This is a genomic window from Pseudomonas sp. GW821-FHT02H09 (assembly GCF_059421425.1).
The window spans coordinates 24,780-46,543 of sequence record NZ_JBWKVA010000025.1 but is presented as its reverse complement, the minus strand read 5'-3'; the positions used below and the strand labels follow the sequence as shown (position 1 = coordinate 46,543).

Sequence of the window (21,764 nt, the reverse complement as noted above, 5' to 3'; positions counted from 1 at the left end):
ACGCAGAGTTTAGTTGACAAACTCAAAGCTTCAGCCGCAAACCCAAACAACCTGCTGACCGTTCAAAGGCCTGATAGGCGTGGCCGCCAGTAAAACGGATCAGTATCCTAGGGCGTGTCATCAATCATTACCAGTACCGCGTGGCCGCCTGAAAACCGGCCTGATAGTGCGCGGTACCGGTAATGATTGATGACACGCCCCAACCTCTCGCCCGCCGACGCCAAGACCAAGCGGGCAGCCCAACAGGTTTAAAAACGAATGAATGCTCTAGCCCGCCGCGCCGCAGGCCTGTTGCTCAGCACAGTTTGTCTGCCTCTTTCAGCTCTGGCTGCCGACCCACAGCCCACCCACGAGTTCACCCTCGACAACGGCCTGAAAGTGGTCGTGCGCGAAGACCATCGCGCTCCCGTGGTGGTTTCGCAGATCTGGTACAAGGTCGGCTCCAGTTATGAAACCCCGGGCCAGACCGGTTTGTCCCACGCCCTGGAACACATGATGTTCAAGGGCAGCGAGAAAGTCGGTCCCGGCGAAGCCTCGTTGATCCTGCGCGATCTGGGCGCCGAAGAGAACGCGTTCACCAGCGACGATTTCACCGCCTTTTACCAGGTACTGGCTCGCGACCGCCTGGGCGTGGCTTTCGAACTGGAAGCCGACCGCATGGCCAACCTGCGCCTGCCGGCCGATGAGTTCAGCCGCGAAATTGAAGTGATCAAGGAAGAGCGTCGCCTGCGCACCGACGACAAGCCGACGTCCAAGGCCTTCGAGCGCTTCAAGGCCATGGCTTACCCGGCGAGCGGTTACCACACGCCGACCATCGGCTGGATGGCGGACCTGGACCGGATGAAGGTCGAAGACCTGCGCCGCTGGTACCAGTCCTGGTATGTGCCGAACAACGCCACGCTGGTGGTGGTCGGTGATGTGACCCCGGATGAAGTCAAAGCCTTGGCCCAACGCTACTTTGGTCCGATCGCCAAACGTGCCATACCGCCAGCGAAGATCCCGCTGGAGCTGGCCGAGCCCGGCGAACGCCAGATCACCCTGCACGTGAAGACCCAACTGCCGAGCCTGATGCTGGGCTTCAACGTGCCAAGCATCGCCACTGCGGTGGACAAGCGCTCGGTGAATGCCTTGCGACTGATCTCGGCCCTGCTCGATGGCGGTTACAGCGCACGCCTTCCGACCCAACTGGAGCGCGGCGAAGAGCTGGTCTCCGGTGGCTCGTCGAGTTACGACGCCTACACCCGCGGCGACAGTCTGTTCACGCTCTCTGCGACGCCCAACTCCCAGAAAAAGAAAACCATGGCCCAGACCGAAGCGGGCCTGTGGCGCCTGCTCGAACAGTTGAAAACCACCGCCCCCACCACGGATGAACTGGAGCGCGTCCGCGCCCAGGTGATCGCCGGCCTGGTCTTCGAGCGTGACTCGATCACCAGCCAGGCCACTGCCATCGGCCAGCTGGAGAGCGTCGGTCTGTCCTGGAAACTGATGGATACCGAACTCGCCGAGCTGCAAAGCGTGACTCCGGAAGACATCCGCAACGCCGCCCGCACCTATTTCACCCGCGAACGTCTCAGCGTTGCGCATGTCCTGCCCGAGGAGACAACACATGAGTGAGCGCAAAAAATCACGCCTGGCCTTGATCGGCCTGGTACTCGTCGCGCTGGTCGTTTCACTGGGCTTCTACTTCAGCCGCCCAGGCCAATCCGATGCCAGCCAGGCACTCGATCAGGCCAAGGCCAGCAAAAAGCTGCAATCGCTGACCGAGCTGGACGGCAAGGCGCCAAGCCACCGTGCGCTGGACGTACAAACCTGGAAAACCGCCGAAGGCGCCAAGGTGCTGTTCGTTGAAGCCCGCGAACTGCCGATGTTCGACATGCGCCTGACCTTCGCCGCGGGTAGCAGCCAGGATGGCAGCACACCCGGTCTGGCGCTGCTGACAAACGCCATGCTCAATGAAGGCGTGGCTGGTAAAGACGTCGGCGCGATTGCCGAAGGCTTCGAAGGTTTAGGTGCCGATTTTGGCAATGGTGCTTATAAAGACATGGCGATAGCATCGCTGCGCAGCTTGAGCGCCGTTGATAAACGCGCACCTGCCTTGAAGCTGTTTGCCGAAGTCGTGGGCAAACCGACACTCCCGGCTGACTCGCTGGCGCGAATCAAAAACCAGATGCTCGCCGGTTTCGAATATCAGAAGCAGAGCCCCGGCAAACTGGCGAGCCTTGAGCTGATGAACCGCTTGTACGGCAATCATCCTTATGCCCACGCCAGCGATGGCACGGCAAAAAGTATTCCGTCGATCACCCCTGCGCAAATACGGACGTTCCATGACAAGGCTTATGCCGCTGGCAATGTGGTGATTGCCTTGGTCGGCGACCTGTCACGCACGGAAGCCGAAGCCGTTGCCGCGCAAGTTTCCGCCGCGCTGCCGAAAGGTCCGGCGCTGGCCAAAATCGAGCAACCGGTTGAGCCAAAGGCCAGTATTGGCCATATCGAGTTCCCGTCCAATCAGACCAATCTGATGCTCGCGCAACTGGGCATTGACCGTGATGATCCGGACTACGCGGCGCTGTCCCTGGGCAACCAGATCCTCGGCGGTGGTGGTTTCGGTACACGGCTGATGGACGAAGTCCGCGAGAAGCGCGGCCTGACCTATGGCGTATACTCCGGTTTCTCCCCGATGCAGGTCCGCGGGCCGTTCATGATCAATCTGCAAACCCGCGCCGAGATGAGCGAAGGAACGCTGAAACTGGTCCAGGACGTTCTCGCCGATTACCTGAAAACCGGTCCGACCCAGAAAGAACTGGACGACGCCAAGCGTGAACTGGCCGGCAGCTTCCCGCTGTCCACCGCGAGCAACGCCGATATCGTCGGTCAGCTTGGTGCCATGGGTTTCTACAACCTGTCACTGAGCTACCTTGAAGACTTCATGCAACAGTCCCAAAGCCTGACCGTCGACCAGGTCAAGACTGCGCTGAACAAACACCTGAGCGCTGACAAAATGGTTATTGTCAGCGCTGGGCCAACCGTTCCACAAAAGCCGTTACCGGCCCCTACTGACAAACCTGCCGAGCAACCGCTCGGGGTTCCGGAGCATTAATGGCCAGCCCATCGCGTCCCAGCAAAAAACCTGTTCACAACGTCCATAACGGCGTTGGTCAGCTGCGTATCATCGGCGGAGAATGGCGTAGCCGTCGCCTGAGCTTCCCGGACGCTCCGGGCCTGCGCCCGACCCCGGACCGCGTCCGCGAAACCCTGTTCAACTGGCTCGCACCGTACGTCGTCGGGGCCAAGGTGCTCGACCCGTTTGCCGGTAGCGGCGCCCTGTTCCTCGAAGCGCTGTCCCGTGGCGCTGCCATGGGCCAGGCGCTGGACAGTAGCAACATTGCCGTTTCCAGTCTGCGCGAGCACCTGGGCACCCTGCGCTGCACCACCGGTCAGGTGCAGACCGCAGACGCCTTGCGCTACCTGGAAACCCAGCCGGCGACGCCGTTCGACCTGGTATTTCTCGATCCACCGTTCAACCAGAACCTGTTGCCCGCTGCCTGCACACTGCTGGAAGAGCGCCAATGGCTGGCCGACGCCGCGTGGATCTATACTGAAAGCGAAACGGCGCCCTCGACGCTCGGCCTTCCAGCCAGCTGGCGCCTGCACCGGGAGCAAAAATCCGGGCGGGTGCACTACGCGCTGTGGCAACGTATGGCAGAGACCGTCGGTTAATCGACAGGCCTGAAAAAGGTTCATACCCGGGGTCTGTTGACAGACCTTGGGTGCGCAATTGTGCACCGAGAAAAATCGTGCCTACACCGTCAGATCGTTTCACCCCCGCCTTTGGCCTGGGCAACCCGCACCTGCAAACCTTGTGGGGCCCACTGTGGCGCAAAACCACTCATCTCGACCGGCAACGTGAACGACTCTGGCTTGAAGATGGCGACTTCCTCGACCTCGACTGGCATGGCCCTCATAGCTCCAATGCCCCCTTGGTGCTGGTGTTGCACGGACTGACCGGGTCTTCAAACTCGCCCTATGTGGCCGGGTTGCAAAAAGTGCTGGCAGCTCGAGGCTGGGCCAGCGTGGCGCTGAACTGGCGCGGCTGCTCGGGCGAACCGAATCTGTTGCCACGCAGCTATCACTCCGGCGCCAGCGAAGACCTCGCGGCAACGATCAGCCATCTGCGGGCCCAGCGGCCGTTGGCTCCGTTGTATGCAGTCGGCTATTCGCTGGGCGGTAATGTGCTGCTCAAACATCTCGGGGAAACCGGCCACGACAGCGAGCTGCTGGGCGCCGTGGCGGTTTCGGTCCCCTTTCGTCTCGACCAGTGCGCTGACCGTATCGGCCAGGGTTTTTCCAGGGTTTATCAGGCGCATTTCATGCGCGAGATGCTGGCCTACATCAAAAACAAGCAACGGCGATTCCTGCATGACGGCCGCCACGAAGGCCTGGCCACCCTGGACGGGCTCGGCTCGCTGGACAACTTGCGGACTTTCTGGGATTTCGACGGCCGGGTCACCGCGCCACTGAATGGGTTTCTGGATGCCGAAGACTATTACCGGCGCGCCTCCAGTCGTTATTTTCTCGGGGCCATCCGCACACCGACCCTGATCATTCAGGCAGCTGACGATCCGTTCGTATCCCTCCACAGCTTGCCGCAGGCTGAAGAGCTGTCACCGAGCACGCAGTTTGAACTGCAGACCAAGGGTGGGCATGTCGGTTTTGTCGACGGAACCCTGCACAAACCCGGCTACTACCTGGAACGCCGTATCCCGCATTGGCTGACCGGTGCAGGTCACAGGTAGCGATGATGAACACTGAGGGCGAGTCGATCCGCTTCTGGCAAGCCGCGCCGCTGGCCGGTGTCGAGTTATTGGCCGCCCGCTACATCGAGCACCGTTTTGTACCCCATGTGCATGATGGTTATGTCATTGGCCTGATCATGGCCGGCGCCCAGCGTTATCGCTATCGCGGCGCAGAACATCTGGCGGGCACCGGGACATTGGTGCTGATCAATCCGGACGAATTGCACACCGGCCACAAAGGTACCGATGACGGGTGGCTGTATCGGGCCTTTTATCCAGACAACGAGCAGATTCTCTCACTGCTGGCCGAGCTCGAACTCCCGGCCAACAGCCTTCCGGCATTCGGTGCCACGCTCTATCGCGATCCGGACCTGGTGAGCGGCTTCTGCCAGCTGCACCGGTTGCTGGAAAGCCCGGCCACGGCGCTGCAACAGCAGACAGTCTGGCGGGAAATGATGCTGTCTTTGCTGCAACGGCACGCGGGAGTGCCCACGCCCGGTAAGCCAGGGCAGGAACATCGCGCCATCGTCCAGGCCAAAGAGCTGCTGCAATCGCAACTGGCCTCGCCGCCCTCCCTCGAGGAACTGGCCACTGCGGTTAACCTGTCACCCTTTCATTTCGCCCGAGTGTTTCGCCGGGCAACCGGCATGCCGCCACATACCTGGCTGATGCAGCAGCGCATTGCTCAAGCGCGGGCATTGTTGCGCAAAGGTTGCCTGCCGCTGGAAGTGGCGACGCAATTGGGCTTCGCCGACCAGAGCCATCTGAGCCGGCAGTTCAAGCAAGTCTATGGCGTCGGGCCGGGGGCTTATCGGACCGCAAGCGCAAGATCGTTCAAGACAGACTTTTCCTGAGCTGCCTAAGATGCGGGCAACAAGGAGAGTCTTGATGACCCGCAAACAGCTTTATTCCCGAGGTATCCGCGACAGCTTTGCCATGGCCGTGGGCATTCTGCCGTTCGGGCTGATCTTCGGCACATTGGCCGGCGCCGCTGGCCTGACGTTATGGCAAGCGGTCGGTATGTCGCTATTCGTCTACGCCGGTTCCGCGCAATTTATCGTCATCAGCCTGTTCGGCGCAGGTGCCAGTGCGGTGGTGATTCTGCTGACGACCTTTATCGTCAATCTGCGCCACGTGCTTTACAGCGCCACCCTGCAGCCTCATGTCAGCCAGTTGCCGCAGCGTTGGCGAGTGTTGTTGGCGTTTTGGCTGACGGATGAAACCTTCGCAGTGGTTCAACGCTTCTATCTGCTGCACGGTGATCGCCCGCTTGCGCACTGGTATTGGCTGGGCGTCACCAGTTCGCTGTATGTGTGCTGGGTGTCGAGTTCACTGGTGGGTGTGCTGTTCGGTCAGGCCGTGCCGGACTTGGCGAGCTGGGGGTTGGAGTTTGCCATGCTGGCGACCTTTATCGGCATCGTCGTGCCGTTGCTGCGCAATAAACCACAAGTTGCTGCCGCACTGGCGGCAGGCGCCGTAGCATTGGTGACCTATGGCTGGCCCTACAAACTCGGACTGATGGCAGCCGCCTTCAGCGGGATTGCGGTGGGCGCAGTGTTGGAGCGTCGACGATTGGCGACTCAGACTGGCAAGGAGTTGCACTCATGAGTTACTGGTGGCTGATTTTCGGCATGGCCGCGATTACCTTTGTGCTGCGCTACAGCTTGTTCGCCTGGCCAAATCTGAGCTTCCCGCCGCTGGTGCGCCAGGGTTTGCACTATGTGCCGACAGCAGTGCTGACAGCTATTGTAGTGCCCGGCATGTTGCTGCCCGATGGTGAGCATTGGGCGCTGAACCTGAGTAATGCGTACCTGTTGGCGGGGTTGGTCGCGATTGCCATTGCCGCGTTGACCCGGCATTTGCTGGCGACCATTGGAGGCGGGTTGCTGGTGTTCTTTTTGTTGCGCTGGATGATGGGGCAATTGCCGGTCTAGTGATCGTTCCCACGCTCCGCGTGGGAATGCCGCCCGGGACGCTCTGCGTCCGCCGTTGATGTGACGCAGAGCGTCACTGGATGCATTCCCACGCAGGAGCGTGGGAACGATCGTTATCTTCAATCGCCCTTGGCGATGCCACGCTTGGGATCGGTAATCCACTCACTCCACGATCCTGCATACAGACTGGCCAGCGGATAACCTGCCAGGCACAACGCAAAAAGGTTATGGCAAGCCGTCACGCCGGAACCGCAATAGGCCACCAGTTCACTCGGCGAGCGGTCACCCAGCTTCGCAGCGAAACGTTGCTTGAGCTGGTCTGCCGGGAGAAAACGCCCGTCGCCACCCAGGTTTTCGCTGAACGCCGCGCATTGTGCGCCGGGGATGTGCCCGGCCACGGGGTCGATCGGCTCCACCTCGCCACGGAAACGCGGCTGGGCGCGAGCATCGAGCAAGGTCAGGGTTGGCTGGCCGAGGCGCTTTTGCAGTTGTTCGGCACTCAATAGCAGCGAGTCGTCTGGTGTACCTGCAAAGCTGCCGGGGCGTGTATCAGGCGCGTCCAGACTCAACGGCAAACCAGCCGCGTGCCAGGCCTTCAAGCCGCCATCGAGAATGAACACACCGTCGCGCTTGCCCAGCCAGGCCAGCAGCCACCAGGCGCGTGCGGCAAATGCACCGGGGCCATCGTCATACAGCACAATTTCACTTTCGGCATTGATACCCCAGGCCTGCAAACGCTCAGTCAGCTGCTCAGGATCCGGCAACGGATGGCGACCGGTCACCCCCTTGATCACAGGACCGCTGAGGTCACGCTCCAGATCGGCGAAAGATGAGCCGGCGATATGCCCTTCGGCATAACTGCGCTGGCCGTAGTCCGGGTCTTCCAGGGCAAAACGGCAATCCAGAATCACCAGCCCGGCCTGCTCCTTTTTCAAGTCCAGAGCTTGAGGGCTGATCAATTGCGCAATGGGCATAACGGGCTCCTGTGATTACGTCTGTGGTTGATCCTACTGCACTTCTTCCAGTGCCTGCGCCAGCGGCACATAAAACTCATCGAACAGCGCAGTCACTGCCTCCCGAGCCTGGTCAGTGACAAATCCGGCTTCCAGTACCAACACCTGATAGACCCCGCGCTTTATGGCCTCTTCACTCAGATGCGTGGAGTTTTCCCGCGTGGTGCAGAGAAAGCGCACCCAGGAGGTGAGGATGATCCAGGCGTTGAGGGTCAGCGATTCAATCTGGACCCTGCCCATGCTCAGGATTCCGGCCTCGACAAAGCCCTCGTAAATGGCCGTGCCCTGGATCAGACAGCGCTGGGAAAACCGTCGGTAGCGAGCGGCCAGTTCCGGGTCACTGTCGAGCAGGTGTTCGAGGTCTCGGTGCAGGAATCGGTAGCGCCACATGGCGGCGAGCAGCGCCTGCAGGTAATAACGTTTGTCTTCGACCGTAGCCGCACGGCCCTGGGGTGGGCGCAGGAAACTGTCCACCAGGTTTTCGTACTCACTGAACAGCACGGCGATGATCGCCTGCTTGTTGGGGAAGTGGTAGTACAGGTTGCCCGGGGAAATTTCCATGTGGGCCGCGATGTGGTTGGTGCTGACGCTACGCTCGCCCTGCTGATTGAACAGCTCAAGGCTGTTCTGGACGATGCGCTCGCTGGTTTTTATCCGTGGGGCCATGGGCTTGGGCTTTAATTCAGAGTGCGTTAACGAGCATCTTACGACCTATCCCGAATCGGATAAATCAAAGCTGTCGAGTGATGTCATTTGACATTTTAGAGCATAGACTCTAAAAACAAGTCTCTCGAATAAAAATCGGAGCCATCCATGCCTGCCGACATTGCCTATCTGCAAGACTCTCAACCGCAACTGGATGAGCTCCACAGGCTGTTTGCCGCCCAGCGCCAGGCCTATGCGGCCCACCCAATGCCACCAGCGGCGCAACGCCAGCAATGGCTCAAGGCCTTGCGTCATGTGTTGAGCGACGAACGCCAGGCGTTGATCGACGCCATCAGCCAGGATTTCAGCCACCGCAGCGCCGATGAAACCTTGCTTGCCGAACTGATGCCTAGCCTGCACGGCATTCATTACGCCAGCAAACACCTCAAAGGCTGGATGAAATCGTCCCGACGCAAAGTAGGCGCAGCCTTCCAGCCCGCCTCGGCCAAAGTCATCTATCAACCACTGGGCGTGGTCGGGATTATCGTGCCGTGGAACTATCCGCTTTACCTCGCCATCGGCCCCTTGGTCGGCGCGTTGTCCGCCGGTAATCGGGTGATGCTCAAGCTCAGCGAGTCGACGCCGGCCACCGGGCAATTGCTCAAGGAATTGTTGGCTCGGGTCTTTCCAGAAGACCTGGTCTGCGTTGTATTGGGAGAAGCCGAGGTCGGCATGGCGTTTTCCAGACTACGCTTCGATCACCTGCTGTTTACCGGCGCCACCAGCATTGGCAAGCATGTCATGCGCGCCGCGGCAGAACACCTGACCCCCGTGACCCTGGAACTGGGCGGCAAATCGCCGGCCATTGTCTCCGCCGACGTACCGCTCAAGGATGCCGCTGAACGCATCGCCTTCGGCAAAACCCTGAACGCGGGACAAACCTGTGTCGCTCCGGATTACGTGCTGGTGCCGGAGGACCGCGTTGGCGCCTTCATCGAAGCCTATCGCAAGGCCGTTCGCGGGTTTTATCCCAAGCTTGCAGACAACCCGGACTACACCGCGATCATCAATGACCGACAAATGGCACGGCTCAACGGCTACCTCAGCGACGCCACCAGCAAGGGCGCGTTGCTGATCCCGCTGTTCGACCAGGGTCAGGGTCGACGCATGGGCCACAGCCTGTTGCTGAACGTCAACGACGAGATGACCGTAATGCAGGACGAAATCTTCGGTCCGGTGCTGCCCATCGTCCCCTACACCGGCCTGGATCAAGCCTTTACCTACATCAACCAACGACCGCGTCCGCTGGCGCTCTACTACTTCGGCTACGACAAGGCAGAACAAAGCCGCGTGCTCAACGAAACCCACTCAGGGGGCGTTTGCATCAACGATACCTTGCTGCACGTCGCTCAAGACGATATGCCGTTCGGCGGCATCGGCGCATCGGGGATGGGCCATTACCACGGCCGTGAAGGCTTCCTGACGTTCAGCAAGGCCAAGGGCGTGCTGACCAAGCAGCGGCTGAATGCGGCGAAATTGATTTACCCGCCTTACGGAAAATCCATCCAGAAGCTGATTCAGAAGCTGTTTGTCCGCTAACCACATTGCTGTCGGGTAATAACAATAATGAACCCAAGCCTGTCTGAATCACCCGAGCTGTCACGACGCGGTCTATTGAAGTTCGGCCTGTGCGCCAGTGCCTTCCTCGCCACTGCCGGGCTTGGCGCCAGCCTCAGCGGCTGCTCGGCCAGCACCCCGGCCAGCGGTTTTGCGATTCTGCGCAGCAGCGACCTGCCATTTCTACGGGCACTGATCCCGGTGATGCTCGAGGGTGCCGTGACCGTCGAGAAAATGCCTGTGGCCATCGACGGCACCCTGCAAAGCCTGGATCGCGGTCTCGATCACCTGTCGCCGGAAATGCTCAAGCGGACCCGGCAACTGTTCGATGTGCTCGGCATGGCCATCACCCGTGGGCCATTGACCGGCATCTGGGGCAGTTGGGAGAACGCCAGCGTCAATGACATCCGGCACTTTCTCAAGCGTTGGGAAAACAGCTCGTTGAGCCTGCTGCGCATGGGCCACAGCTCGCTTGTGCAACTGGTGATGATGGCCTGGTACGGTCGCACCGAATCGTGGGCGCACTGCGGGTATCCGGGGCCGCCGAAGGTTTGAGATTTGCGGTGCCCCATTCGCGGGCAAGCCTCGCTCCTACGGACTGGTCCAAAAAAACTGGACCACAACAGTTTGCTCGCGATTGGCCGCGGAGCGGCCACCTGCGTTTAATCCATAAAAACAAGAGCACCTGATATGCCCGTACCTGATCTGTTTCGCGAGGGCCTGGCCCGTGGCTGGAAAACCCATGACGGCTCGCAACTGGAGCAGGACCTGACGCTGGAAGCGGACGTGGCGATCATCGGCAGCGGTGCCGGCGGCGGCACTACGGCAGAGATTCTCAGCGCCGCCGGCTACAAGGTGCTGCTGATCGAAGAAGGCCCGCTCAAGACCAGCAGCGACTTCAAGATGCTGGAAGATCAAGCCTACGCCAGCCTCTATCAGGAAGGCATCGGCCGCATGAGCAAGGACGGTGCGATCACCATCCTGCAAGGCCGCGCGGTCGGCGGCACGACGTTGATCAACTGGACTTCGAGCTTTCGAACCCCGCAGCCGACTCTTGAGCACTGGGCCAAAGAACACAATGTCAAAGGCCACAGCCCTGCCGAGATGGCGCCCTGGTTCGAGAAAATGGAGCAGCGCCTGGGCATCGCGCCGTGGATGGTACCGCCTAATGCCAACAACGACGTGATCAAGAATGGCTGCGAAAAGCTCGGCTACAGCTGGCATGTGATCCCGCGCAACGTTCGCGGGTGCTGGAACCTCGGTTATTGCGGCATGGGCTGCCCGACCAACGCCAAACAATCGATGTTGGTGACCAGCATTCCGGCAACCCTGGAAAAAGGCGGCGAACTGCTATATCTGGCCCGTGCCGAACATCTGTTGATCAAAGATGACAAGGTCACTGGCCTGCAATGCGTGGCCATGGACGCACGCTGCGTCGCGCCGACCGGGCGCAGCATCACCGTCAAGGCACGGCACTATGTTCTGGCCGGCGGCGGCATCAACAGCCCGGCGTTGCTGCTGCGTTCCAAGGCGCCCGACCCCCATGAGCGGCTCGGCAAACGGACCTTCCTACACTTGGTAAACATGTCTGCCGGGCATTTCGACGGCGTGATCAACCCGTTCTACGGCGCGCCCCAATCGATTTATTCCGACCATTTTCAATGGCAGGACGGCACTACCGGCAAAATGTCCTACAAGCTGGAAGTCCCCCCGCTGCACCCGGCGCTGGCCAGCACCCTGTTCGGCGGTTTCGGTTCCGACAACGCACTGCGCATGGAACAACTGCCCCACACCCACGCCATGCTTGCACTACTGCGTGATGGTTTTCACCCCGACAGCCCCGGCGGCAGTGTCGAGTTGCGCGGTGATGGCACACCGGTGCTCGACTATCAGGTATCACCTTATGCCTGGGATGGCCTGCGCCGGGCCTTCCACAGCATGGCGCAAATCCAGTTCGCCGGCGGCGCAAAGGAAGTCATGCCCCTGCACAACGATGCCCGTTATGTAAAAACCCTCGCGCAAGCCCGCACGCTGATCGACGGTCTGAGCCTTGAGTTGTATCGCACGCGCCTGGGTAGCGCTCACGTGATGGGCGGCTGCGCCATGGGCGAAGACCCGAAAAATGCCGTCTGCGACAGCCTCGGCCGGCATCATCAGTTGGGCAATCTGTCGATCCACGATGGCTCGTTGTTCCCCACCAGCATTGGCGCCAACCCGCAGCTGTCGGTCTACGGACTGACGGCGCAATTGGCGACTTCACTGGCCGAGCGTTTAAAAAACTCGTGAAAAAGCACATTATTCGTATCGTCTATAGTGCTTTCTTCCCCCAAAGGCGACTTGGCCGACCGGGAAGGCTGCGATACCATCCGACTCCCCAACGGACTCCCGCCAGGACGACGCGATGAACCGAGTGTTGTACCCAGGTACCTTCGACCCGATTACCAAGGGCCATGGCGATCTGGTCGAACGCGCCGCGCGCCTGTTCGACCATGTGATCATTGCCGTCGCCGCCAGCCCGAAGAAAAACCCGCTTTTCCCCCTGGAACAGCGTGTGGAGCTGGCCCGCGAGGTCACCAAACATATACCGAACGTTGAAGTCGTCGGTTTCTCCACGCTGCTTGCGCACTTTGCCAAGGAAAAGAACGCCAATGTGTTCCTGCGTGGCCTGCGAGCGGTGTCGGACTTCGAATACGAATTCCAGCTGGCCAACATGAACCGCCAGTTGGCGCCGGATGTGGAAAGCCTTTTCCTCACCCCGTCAGAGCGTTATTCGTTCATTTCTTCGACGCTGGTTCGTGAAATTGCCGCCCTGGGCGGCGATATCGCCAAGTTCGTCCACCCGGCCGTCGCTGACGCCCTGACCCTGCGCTTCAAGAAGTAGTCAGGGAACAGCCCATCGCGCCCGCGTGCACTGCGGGCGCCAATGCGGCACAATTGCAGCATTAGTTTTCAGATGCCTGGGCCAGCCGCCCCGGCAGGAGTGCGCCATGTCCCTGATCATCACCGACGACTGCATCAATTGCGACGTCTGCGAACCCGAGTGCCCGAACGCCGCCATCTCGCAAGGCGAAGAGATCTACGTGATCGACCCGAACCTGTGCACCCAGTGCGTCGGCCATTACGACGAACCGCAGTGCCAGCAGGTCTGCCCGGTAGACTGCATCCCGCTGGATGAAGCCCATCCGGAAACCAAAGAACAGCTAATGGCCAAGTACAAGATCATTACTGGCAAGGCGTAAACTTCAGATGATCGTGCGGTTTCGTCAGCTCTGGCAACGCGGGCAATAGACGCTGGCGCGCTGCCCCAGACGAACCTCACGAAGGCCAGTGCCACACACCTTGCAGTGTTCATTGCCACGACCGTAGACGAACAGTTCCTGCTGGAAATAGCCGGGCTGGCCGTCGCCACCAATAAAGTCGCGCAATGTGGTGCCGCCGCGCTCGATGGCATGAGCCAAAATGCGCTTGATCTCGATAGCCAGCTTCAGATAACGCGCCCGGGAAATGCCCTTGGCTTCGCGTCGCGGATCGATGCCTGCCGCAAACAGCGCTTCGGTCGCGTAGATATTGCCCACTCCCACCACCACCGCGTTGTCCATGATGAACGGCTTTACCGCCATGGAGCGCCCGCGCGATAGCTGGAACAGCCGCTCGCCATCAAACAGGTCGGTCAACGGCTCCGGCCCCAGCCGGATCAGCAGTTCATGATTGAGCGGATCAAGACTCCAGAGCATCGCCCCAAAACGCCGAGGGTCGGTGTAGCGCAAAGCCAGACCCGATTCCAGTTCGATATCCACATGTTCATGCCTGGCCGCCGGCATGCCGACTTCCACCAGCCGCAAATTCCCCGACATCCCCAAATGGCTGATCAACGTCCCGACCTCGGCATTGATCAGCAGATACTTGGCACGTCTATCGACCGTCACGATGCGCTGCCCGGACAGACGCACATCAAGATCTTCCGGAATGGGCCAGCGCAAGCGGCGGTCACGGACGATCACGCGGCTGACGCGCTGGCCCTCCAGATGCGGTGCGATACCGCGCCGGGTGGTTTCGACTTCAGGTAGTTCAGGCATGGCGCTCTCAGATCAATAAATAGCCGACCACGGCATTGCGCGCTGGCTCTGGCATATGGGCCAAGCAGCGATTCTAACCCTTATAAAGTCCGACCCGACACATCCAAAACCCGAAGCAGCGCCCGCTTTCTATAGGAGCGTCGACCGGCGGCTCCTACAGTACATCTGCCCGCGCGGCCATTCTTTACACAACGCGCTATACTCCCGCTCTTTTTTCCGGAGCGACGTCATGTCCCTGCCAAGCCTGCGCCTCAAAGCCAACGCCGACCGTCGCCTGCGCAACGGTCACCTGTGGGTCTACAGCAACGAAATCGATGTAGCCGCCACCCCACTGCACGGTTTCAAGGCAGGCGATCAAGCGGTTCTGGAAGCCGCCGGCGGCAAGCCGCTGGGCATCGTCGCCATGAGCCCGAACAACCTGATCTGCGCACGCTTGCTGTCCCGTGACATCAAGTTGCCGCTGGACAAGTCGCTGCTGGTACACCGCCTCAACGTGGCCCTGTCCCTGCGCGAGCGCCTGTTCGACAAGCCGTTCTATCGCCTGGTCTACGGTGATTCCGACCTGATGCCGGGTCTGGTGGTCGACCGTTTCGGCGACATTCTGGTGGTCCAGATCGCTTCGGCGACCATGGAAGCCCATAAAGACGACGTGATTGCGGCGCTGACCCAAGTGATCAAGCCAAGCGGCATTCTGTTCAAGAATGACTCCGCGGCCCGTGATGCCGAAGGCCTCAACCGCTACGTCGAAACTGTCTTCGGTCTGGTGCCAGAGTGGGTTGCCCTGGAAGAGAACGGCGTGAAGTTCGAAGCGCCGGTCATGGAAGGCCAGAAAACCGGCTGGTTCTATGACCACCGCATGAACCGCGCCCGCCTCGCTCCGTACGCCAAGGGCAAGCGCGTGCTCGATCTGTTCAGCTACATCGGTGGCTGGGGCGTGCAAGCCGCAGCCTTCGGCGCCAGTGAAGTGTTCTGCGTCGACGCCTCGTCCTTCGCCCTCGACGGCGTCGAGCGCAACGCCGCGTTGAACGGTTTCGCCGAGAAAGTCACCTGCATTGAAGGCGACGTGTTCGAAGCCCTGAAAGAACTGAAAGCCAGCGAAGAACGCTTCGACGTGATCGTCGCCGACCCACCGGCCTTCATCAAACGCAAGAAAGACCTGAAGAACGGCGAAGGCGCCTACCGCCGCCTGAACGAGCAAGCCATGCGCCTGCTCAGCAAGGACGGCATTCTGGTCAGCGCGTCGTGCTCCATGCACCTGCCGGAAGACGATCTGCAAAACATCCTGCTGACCAGCGCCCGTCACCTGGACCGCAATATCCAGATGCTCGAACGCGGTGGTCAGGGGCCGGACCATCCGGTGCACCCGGCGATTGCCGAAACGCGCTACATCAAGAGCATTACCTGCCGGTTGCTGCCTAACAGCTAAGGCAGCGCCGCTTCGCGGCTGATCGCGAGCAAGCTCGCTCCTGCAGGGGTACCCGATCACCTGTAGGAGCGAGCTTGCTCGCGATGCTCTCAGGCAGACACATCCAGATCTACTGTCAAAAAGACTATCCTCCTTGCCTCACGTAACGTTGCTCTTCCAGCCACAGGGAGGACAACGGAATGTCCAAAACACCTCATGCCCATCGCTTACGCACCGGCCGTTTCTCGGACTCCGGACGCATTTATCTGCTCACCGCCGTCACTCATTTGCGCCAACCGCTCTTCCACGATTGGAGCATTGGCCGCCTGGTCGTGAACGAATTCAGAAAAGCTCAAGAAGACGGTGCCGCTGACTCCGTTGCCTGGGTGGTCATGCCAGATCACATTCACTGGCTGGTTGAGTTGCATAACGGCGACTTGCCCAAATTGATGCAAGCAACCAAGTCCCGCTGCGCCCGGGCCATCAACAAAGCAAGAAACAGCCATGAACCTGTATGGCAAAAAGGCTATTTCGACCGAGCACTGCGCCGGGAGGAAGATCTAAAAACCATGGCCCGATACATCGTTGCCAATCCCCTACGAGCCGGATTGGTCATTCATATTGGTGACTATCCGCTTTGGGATGCCATCTGGCTCTAACTGTAGGAGCGAGCTTGCTCGCGAAAAATTAACAGGCGCCGCGGCATATCAGGTACACCGCGTCATCGTTAACGTTTTTCGCGAGCAAGCTCGCTCCTACAAGGGAAGGCGGCGTACGTCCCGTCATCGCACCATTCCTTCCTGACGCCAGCGGTGTAGAATCACAGGATTCATCGCCAGTCATCCCCCGGCGGGTTTATGAGCTCAGGCTGAGGCGCGCGGCGATCCCGCAGCGTTATCGGCATCTTCCGGGCACACGGCCATTTCTGTGTGTTCCAGACGTCAATAGAAGCTCACTTCCCTTTTGATACCCGATTAGCCGCCCGGAGTGCTCCATGCCTGATTACCGCTCGAAAACATCCACCCACGGCCGCAACATGGCCGGTGCTCGCGCCCTGTGGCGCGCCACGGGGATGAAAGATGACGACTTCAAGAAGCCGATCATCGCCATTGCCAACTCCTTCACCCAGTTCGTACCGGGCCACGTGCACCTGAAGGATCTGGGCCAACTGGTTGCCCGGGAAATCGAACGGGCTGGCGGCGTCGCCAAGGAATTCAACACCATCGCCGTGGATGACGGCATCGCCATGGGCCACGATGGCATGCTCTATTCGCTGCCGAGCCGTGAGATCATCGCCGACTCCGTCGAGTACATGGTCAACGCCCACTGCGCCGACGCCATCGTCTGCATCTCCAACTGCGACAAGATCACCCCCGGTATGCTGATGGCCGCCCTGCGCCTGAACATTCCGGTGATCTTCGTTTCCGGCGGCCCGATGGAAGCCGGCAAGACCAAACTAGCCAGCCACGGTCTCGACCTGGTCGATGCCATGGTGATCGCCGCCGACTCCAGCGCTTCTGACGAGAAGGTTGCCGAGTACGAGCGTAGCGCCTGCCCGACCTGCGGTTCGTGCTCCGGCATGTTCACCGCCAACTCCATGAACTGCCTGACCGAAGCTCTGGGCCTCGCCTTGCCGGGCAACGGTTCGACCCTGGCCACCCACAGCGACCGCGAAGAGCTGTTCCTGCAAGCCGGCCGCACCATCGTCGAACTGTGCAAACGCTACTACGGCGAGAACGATGAATCGGTGTTGCCGCGCAACATCGCCAACTTCAAGGCGTTCGAAAACGCCATGACCCTGGACATCGCCATGGGCGGTTCCACCAACACTATCCTGCACTTGCTGGCTGCGGCCCAGGAAGCCGAGATCGATTTCGACCTGCGCGACATCGACCGTCTGTCCCGCCATGTACCGCAATTGTGCAAGGTCGCGCCGAACATCCAGAAGTACCACATGGAAGACGTGCACCGTGCAGGCGGGATCTTCAGCATTCTCGGTTCCCTGGCCCGTGGCGGTCTGCTGCACACCGACCTGCCGACCGTACACAGCCGCAGCATGGAAGAAGCCATCGCCAAGTGGGACATCACCCAGACCACCGACGAAGCCGTGCATCACTTCTTCAAGGCCGGTCCTGCAGGCATCCCGACTCAGACCGCGTTCAGCCAGTCGACCCGTTGGGAAACCCTGGACGACGACCGTGAAAACGGCTGCATCCGCAGTGTCGAGCACGCCTACTCGCAAGAAGGCGGCCTGGCCGTTCTGTACGGCAACATTGCCCTGGACGGTTGCGTGGTAAAAACCGCCGGCGTCGATGAGTCGATCCACGTCTTCGAAGGCAACGCGAAGATCTTCGAAAGCCAGGACAGCGCCGTACGCGGCATCCTCGCCGACGAAGTGAAGGAAGGCGACATCGTCATCATTCGCTACGAAGGCCCGAAAGGTGGCCCGGGCATGCAGGAAATGCTGTACCCGACGTCCTACCTGAAATCCAAAGGCCTGGGCAAAGCCTGCGCCCTGCTCACCGACGGCCGTTTCTCCGGCGGCACCTCGGGCCTGTCCATCGGCCACGCTTCGCCAGAAGCCGCTGCCGGCGGTGCAATCGGCCTGGTACAGGACGGTGACAAAGTGCTGATCGATATCCCGAACCGCTCGATCAACCTGTTGATCAGCGATGAAGAACTGGCGGCGCGCCGGGTTGAACAGGACAAGAAAGGCTGGAAACCGGTCGAAGTGCGTCCACGTAAAGTGACCACCGCATTGAAGGCCTATGCCCTGCTCGCCACCAGCGCCGACAAAGGCGCGGTGCGTAACAAGGCGATGCTCGACGGTCTGTGATTGCTTAGCCGTTGAATAAATATGCCCCGCCAAGTGCGGGGCTGATCGTTCCCACGCTCCCGCGTGGGAACGATCAGCCAGTACCTACTGAATATCTTCAGGCTTGACGATCACCCAGTTCTTGTCCGCCGTCACCACCAGGCCTTCTTTGGCCTGAGCGGCAGCATGCCTGGTCATCATGCCGTTGAGCTGAGTCATGTACTTGTCCTTGCGGTTGACCCACAGGTGCACGCCACCCTTGGCCACGTCAACGCTGTGGAACAGCATGTAACCATCGCTGGATGGAGTATCGCCACCCACCAGAACCGGTTTTTTCCACTCGTCGATGTAGGTCAGGATCGCTGCCTGTTTGCCGGCCATCCAGGTGGCCGGGGTCCACAGGTAAGGCGTCAACTCCAGGCCCAGGTTGGCTTTCTCGTCATATTTGCCGGCGGTGATCTGCTTGCGTGCGGTGGTCAGCTCGCCGGTCTTGCGATCCTTGAGCAGCGTGCTCACGCCAATCACGTTCTGTGGCTTGACGTTGTAGCCGTACTTCGGATCGGCGGCGACCATCCGCACCAGCTCTTCAGAGGCGGCGGTCATCACATAGACCTCGATACCGTTTTCCATCAGCTTGTTGTACAGCTCGGCCTGGCCGGTGTAGACCTTTGGCGGCTGGACGTCGATGGTCTTGACCACATCGCCGTCGTAATAGGTGCTCGGCACTGGCTTGCCGGAGGCCATCATCTCATCGACGTAGCCCTTGAGTTCTTTGAGGGTGAAGCCTGCGAACACTTGCGCGACCCATGGATAGCAGACCATGTCGTCGACTTCGCAGAGGCGGTAGTAGTAACTGAACAGGCTTTCCTTGTGGTCGGCGGTGTCTTTGAACGGGATCAGCTTCAGGGAGGGATCAAGCGTTTCGCGGGTGATCAGGCCCTTGTTTTCCATGAACGGCAACAAGGACTCTTCCAGGTCGTAGCGGTAACTGGTGTTGTCCATGTCGAACACCGCGAAGTTACCCTTGTTGGCATTGGCCGCGATCATCGCGTCCAGTTGCCTGGCCTGAGCCTCTGGCCAGTGTTTCAACTCGGTGGCAAAGGCCTGGCCGGCAAGGCCAAGGCACAGCGCGGCGGCAAACAACCCCGGAGCGAGCTTCATGTTCATTTTCTCCCTGAATGAAAGTCATCGACGCTAACAAATCCATATGACAGTTCTCTCCTGCGCACGACGGCTTGCGTCCAGATCACGTCATCGACATTCGTTTGAGCGTCAGCGGCTTATTCCAAAAACGACAGCGATCATTCCATCCAGGTATTAATTCATTAGATATCAAGCTGTTAGGCTTGCCGGTTCGCAATCGCCCTGGAACGCGATTGGCACAAGTCTTATCGGAGCCTCAATGAATTTGCCGCTGGTCCTCAATCTGCTGGTATTCCTCGCCTTACTGCTGGGCCTGGCACAAACCCGTCACACCACCTGGAGCCTGGCCAGGAAGGTCCTGTTCGCCCTGGTGCTGGGTGTGATCTTCGGCGTCGCGCTGCACGCCATTTATGGTTCGGACAGCCTGCCCCTGAAAGCCTCGATCGGCTGGTTCGATCTGGTGGGCAATGGTTACGTGCAATTGCTGCAGATGATCGTGATCCCGCTGGTGTTCGCCTCGATCCTCAGTGCCGTGGCCCGTCTGCACAACGCGTCCTCGCTGGGCAAGATCAGCTTCCTGACCATCGGCACGCTGCTGTTCACCACCGCCATCGCGGCGCTGATCGGCATCGGCCTGACCAACCTGTTCGGCCTGACTGCCGATGGCCTGGTCGCTGGCACCCAGGAAATGGCCCGCCTGCAGGTGATCCAGAGCGATTACGCCGGCAAGGTCGCCGACCTGAATATCCCGCAACTCCTGCTGTCATTCATCCCGCAGAACCCGTTCGCCGACCTGGCTCGGGCCAAGCCGACCTCGATCATCAGCGTGGTGATCTTCGCCGCCTTCCTCGGGATCGCCGCGCTGCAGCTGCTGAAGGACGATGCCGACAAAGGCCAGAAAGTGATCAATGCCATCGACACCCTGCAAGCCTGGGTGTCCCGTCTGGTGCGTCTGGTGATGAAGCTGACCCCGTACGGCGTGCTGGCGTTGATGACCAAAGTGGTCGCCGGTTCCAACCTGCAAGACATCATCAAGCTCGGCAGTTTCGTGGTGGTGTCGTACATCGGCCTGGGGTTGATGTTCGTGGTTCACGGCTTGCTGGTCTCACTGGCCGGGATCAACCCGCTGCGCTTCTTGCGTAAAGTCTGGCCGGTGCTGACGTTTGCCTTCACCAGCCGTTCGAGCGCCGCGAGCATTCCGCTGAGCATCGAAGCGCAGACTCGTCGTCTGGGCATTCCACAATCGATCGCCAGCTTCGCCGCCTCGTTCGGCGCGACCATTGGCCAGAACGGTTGTGCCGGGCTTTATCCGGCAATGCTGGCGGTGATGGTGGCGCCGACCGTGGGCATCAACCCGCTGGATCCACTGTGGATCGCGACACTGGTGGCGATTGTGACGTTGAGCTCGGCAGGGGTAGCCGGTGTGGGTGGTGGTGCGACGTTTGCCGCGCTGATCGTGCTGCCGGCCATGGGCTTGCCGGTGTCACTGGTGGCGCTGCTGATCTCGGTCGAACCGCTGATCGACATGGGCCGTACCGCATTGAATGTCAGCGGCTCGATGACCGCCGGCGCGATCACCAGCCAGATCATGCAGCAGACCGACAAGAGCCTGTTGGATGCCGATGAGCACGAAGAGCTGGCGCAGGCTTAATCAGACAGATCATTCCCACGCCCTGCGTGGGAATGCCTCTATGGACGCTCCGCGTCCACTGTGACGCAGAGCGTCACAGGCTGCGTTACCACGCGGGAGCGTGGGAACGATCCTAGACGCGTTCCCAAACTTCGAAGTTGTACGCCGGCTTGTCATCCAGCGCCGGGTTCTCGGTGTTGGACACCAGTTTCCACTGTGCCAGATCAAACTCCGGAAACCACGCATCGCCCTCCGGGCTCAGCGCCACGCGGGTCAGGTACAGGCGATCCGCCTGATCCATCCCTTGCTCATACAGCTGCGCGCCGCCAATCAACATCACCTCATCGGCGCCCTGCTCCAGCGCCCATTCCTGAGCCCGGGCCACAGCGGCTTCCAGCGATTGATACACCTCGGCGCCTTCGGGCTGCAGATCGACCTGACGGCTGACCACGATGTTCAACCGGCCCGGCAGTGGACGACCGAGGGAATCCCAGGTCTTGCGACCCATGATGATCGGCTTGCCCAGGGTCGTGGCCTTGAAGTATTTGAAATCCCCCGGCAAGTGCCAGGGCATGCTGTTGTCGACGCCGATCACGCGGTTTTCACCGAGAGCTGCAATCAGGCTGAGAGGGAGAGTTTTTTTCATGGAGGCGAGGATACCAGAGGCTTGCATGCTCGCAACGTGCCCGATCG

At 60.3% G+C, this 21,764-nt stretch carries 21 protein-coding genes; 16 read left to right on the top strand and 5 right to left on the bottom strand.

All coding sequences use genetic code 11. The features are described 5' to 3' along the window. Positions 1-258 precede the first annotated feature (258 nt). The 7 genes from AC07VR_RS27005 (at position 259) to AC07VR_RS26975 (ending at position 6,727) form a co-directional block, all read left to right on the top strand. A complete protein-coding gene (locus AC07VR_RS27005) occupies positions 259-1,614 on the top strand; it encodes a M16 family metallopeptidase (RefSeq protein ID WP_495013095.1) in 1,356 nt (451 codons plus the stop codon). After that, a complete protein-coding gene (locus AC07VR_RS27000; RefSeq protein WP_494990729.1) occupies positions 1,607-3,097 on the top strand; it encodes a M16 family metallopeptidase in 1,491 nt (496 codons plus the stop codon). The genes AC07VR_RS27005 and AC07VR_RS27000 overlap by 8 nt, the downstream gene beginning before the upstream one ends. Continuing rightward, positions 3,097-3,717: a 16S rRNA (guanine(966)-N(2))-methyltransferase RsmD gene (rsmD, locus tag AC07VR_RS26995; RefSeq protein ID WP_495013094.1), complete on the top strand. Its 621-nt coding sequence runs from the start codon at positions 3,097-3,099 to the stop codon at positions 3,715-3,717. The genes AC07VR_RS27000 and rsmD overlap by 1 nt, the downstream gene beginning before the upstream one ends. A 77-nt stretch (positions 3,718-3,794) precedes the next feature. Further along, positions 3,795-4,793, top strand: a complete 999-nt coding sequence (locus AC07VR_RS26990; RefSeq protein WP_494990731.1) for a hydrolase — start codon at positions 3,795-3,797, stop codon at positions 4,791-4,793. A 2-nt stretch (positions 4,794-4,795) separates the two neighbouring features. Then, positions 4,796-5,647: an AraC family transcriptional regulator gene (locus AC07VR_RS26985; RefSeq protein WP_494990732.1), complete on the top strand. Its 852-nt coding sequence runs from the start codon at positions 4,796-4,798 to the stop codon at positions 5,645-5,647. Between the two features lie 34 nt (positions 5,648-5,681). Further along, positions 5,682-6,401 (top strand): AzlC family ABC transporter permease, encoded by a 720-nt coding sequence (locus tag AC07VR_RS26980; RefSeq protein WP_494990733.1) that lies wholly within the window; start codon positions 5,682-5,684, stop codon positions 6,399-6,401. Beyond that, complete coding sequence (locus AC07VR_RS26975) at positions 6,398-6,727, top strand: AzlD domain-containing protein (protein WP_494990734.1); 330 nt, start codon at positions 6,398-6,400, stop codon at positions 6,725-6,727. The genes AC07VR_RS26980 and AC07VR_RS26975 overlap by 4 nt, the downstream gene beginning before the upstream one ends. A gap of 119 nt (positions 6,728-6,846) precedes the next feature. Here AC07VR_RS26975 and AC07VR_RS26970 read toward each other — a convergent pair whose 3' ends face one another. Continuing rightward, positions 6,847-7,701 (bottom strand): sulfurtransferase, encoded by an 855-nt coding sequence (locus tag AC07VR_RS26970; RefSeq protein ID WP_495013093.1) that lies wholly within the window; start codon positions 7,699-7,701, stop codon positions 6,847-6,849. A 33-nt stretch (positions 7,702-7,734) separates the two neighbouring features. Then, positions 7,735-8,406 carry a TetR/AcrR family transcriptional regulator gene (locus AC07VR_RS26965; RefSeq protein WP_494990736.1) on the bottom strand — a complete coding sequence of 224 codons (672 nt, stop codon included), beginning with the start codon at positions 8,404-8,406 and terminating at the stop codon, positions 7,735-7,737. A 147-nt stretch (positions 8,407-8,553) separates the two neighbouring features. On the opposite strand from AC07VR_RS26965, the gene AC07VR_RS26960 reads away from it, so the two are divergent. From AC07VR_RS26960 to AC07VR_RS26940, 5 genes are all read left to right on the top strand, one after another. Then, positions 8,554-9,984, top strand: a complete 1,431-nt coding sequence (locus tag AC07VR_RS26960) for a coniferyl aldehyde dehydrogenase (protein WP_495013092.1) — start codon at positions 8,554-8,556, stop codon at positions 9,982-9,984. A gap of 27 nt (positions 9,985-10,011) precedes the next feature. Continuing rightward, on the top strand, positions 10,012-10,557 hold the full coding sequence (locus AC07VR_RS26955) for a twin-arginine translocation pathway signal protein (RefSeq protein ID WP_495013091.1): 546 nt from the start codon (positions 10,012-10,014) through the stop codon (positions 10,555-10,557). 135 nt (positions 10,558-10,692) lie between these two features. After that, positions 10,693-12,288 carry a GMC family oxidoreductase gene (locus tag AC07VR_RS26950; RefSeq protein ID WP_495013090.1) on the top strand — a complete coding sequence of 532 codons (1,596 nt, stop codon included), beginning with the start codon at positions 10,693-10,695 and terminating at the stop codon, positions 12,286-12,288. Between the two features lie 115 nt (positions 12,289-12,403). Continuing rightward, positions 12,404-12,883, top strand: a complete 480-nt coding sequence (gene coaD, locus AC07VR_RS26945) for a pantetheine-phosphate adenylyltransferase (RefSeq protein WP_494990740.1) — start codon at positions 12,404-12,406, stop codon at positions 12,881-12,883. 106 nt (positions 12,884-12,989) lie between these two features. Then, the gene (locus AC07VR_RS26940; RefSeq protein WP_495013089.1) at positions 12,990-13,241 is read left to right on the top strand and encodes a YfhL family 4Fe-4S dicluster ferredoxin; all 252 of its coding nucleotides are present in this window, start codon (positions 12,990-12,992) and stop codon (positions 13,239-13,241) included. A gap of 24 nt (positions 13,242-13,265) precedes the next feature. On the opposite strand, the gene mutM is transcribed toward AC07VR_RS26940, so the two are convergent. After that, a complete protein-coding gene (gene mutM, locus AC07VR_RS26935) occupies positions 13,266-14,078 on the bottom strand; it encodes a bifunctional DNA-formamidopyrimidine glycosylase/DNA-(apurinic or apyrimidinic site) lyase (RefSeq protein WP_494990741.1) in 813 nt (270 codons plus the stop codon). 229 nt (positions 14,079-14,307) lie between these two features. Here mutM and AC07VR_RS26930 point away from each other — a divergent pair, with 229 nt between their 5' ends. From AC07VR_RS26930 to ilvD, 3 genes are all read left to right on the top strand, one after another. Next, on the top strand, positions 14,308-15,504 hold the full coding sequence (locus AC07VR_RS26930) for a class I SAM-dependent rRNA methyltransferase (RefSeq protein WP_494990742.1): 1,197 nt from the start codon (positions 14,308-14,310) through the stop codon (positions 15,502-15,504). Positions 15,505-15,683: 179 nt separating this feature from the next. Next, complete coding sequence (locus AC07VR_RS26925; RefSeq protein ID WP_495013088.1) at positions 15,684-16,142, top strand: REP-associated tyrosine transposase; 459 nt, start codon at positions 15,684-15,686, stop codon at positions 16,140-16,142. 335 nt (positions 16,143-16,477) lie between these two features. Further along, positions 16,478-18,319, top strand: a complete 1,842-nt coding sequence (ilvD, locus tag AC07VR_RS26920) for a dihydroxy-acid dehydratase (protein ID WP_494990744.1) — start codon at positions 16,478-16,480, stop codon at positions 18,317-18,319. Positions 18,320-18,403: 84 nt separating this feature from the next. On the opposite strand, the gene AC07VR_RS26915 is transcribed toward ilvD, so the two are convergent. Continuing rightward, the gene (locus tag AC07VR_RS26915; RefSeq protein ID WP_494990745.1) at positions 18,404-19,459 is read right to left on the bottom strand and encodes an HAD family hydrolase; all 1,056 of its coding nucleotides are present in this window, start codon (positions 19,457-19,459) and stop codon (positions 18,404-18,406) included. Positions 19,460-19,700: 241 nt separating this feature from the next. On the opposite strand from AC07VR_RS26915, the gene AC07VR_RS26910 reads away from it, so the two are divergent. Beyond that, complete coding sequence (locus AC07VR_RS26910; protein ID WP_495013087.1) at positions 19,701-21,092, top strand: L-cystine transporter; 1,392 nt, start codon at positions 19,701-19,703, stop codon at positions 21,090-21,092. A 112-nt stretch (positions 21,093-21,204) separates the two neighbouring features. Here the strand turns inward: AC07VR_RS26910 and AC07VR_RS26905 are convergent, their stop codons facing one another. Then, on the bottom strand, positions 21,205-21,717 hold the full coding sequence (locus tag AC07VR_RS26905) for a dihydrofolate reductase (RefSeq protein WP_495013086.1): 513 nt from the start codon (positions 21,715-21,717) through the stop codon (positions 21,205-21,207). Between the last annotated feature and the right edge of the window lie 47 nt (positions 21,718-21,764).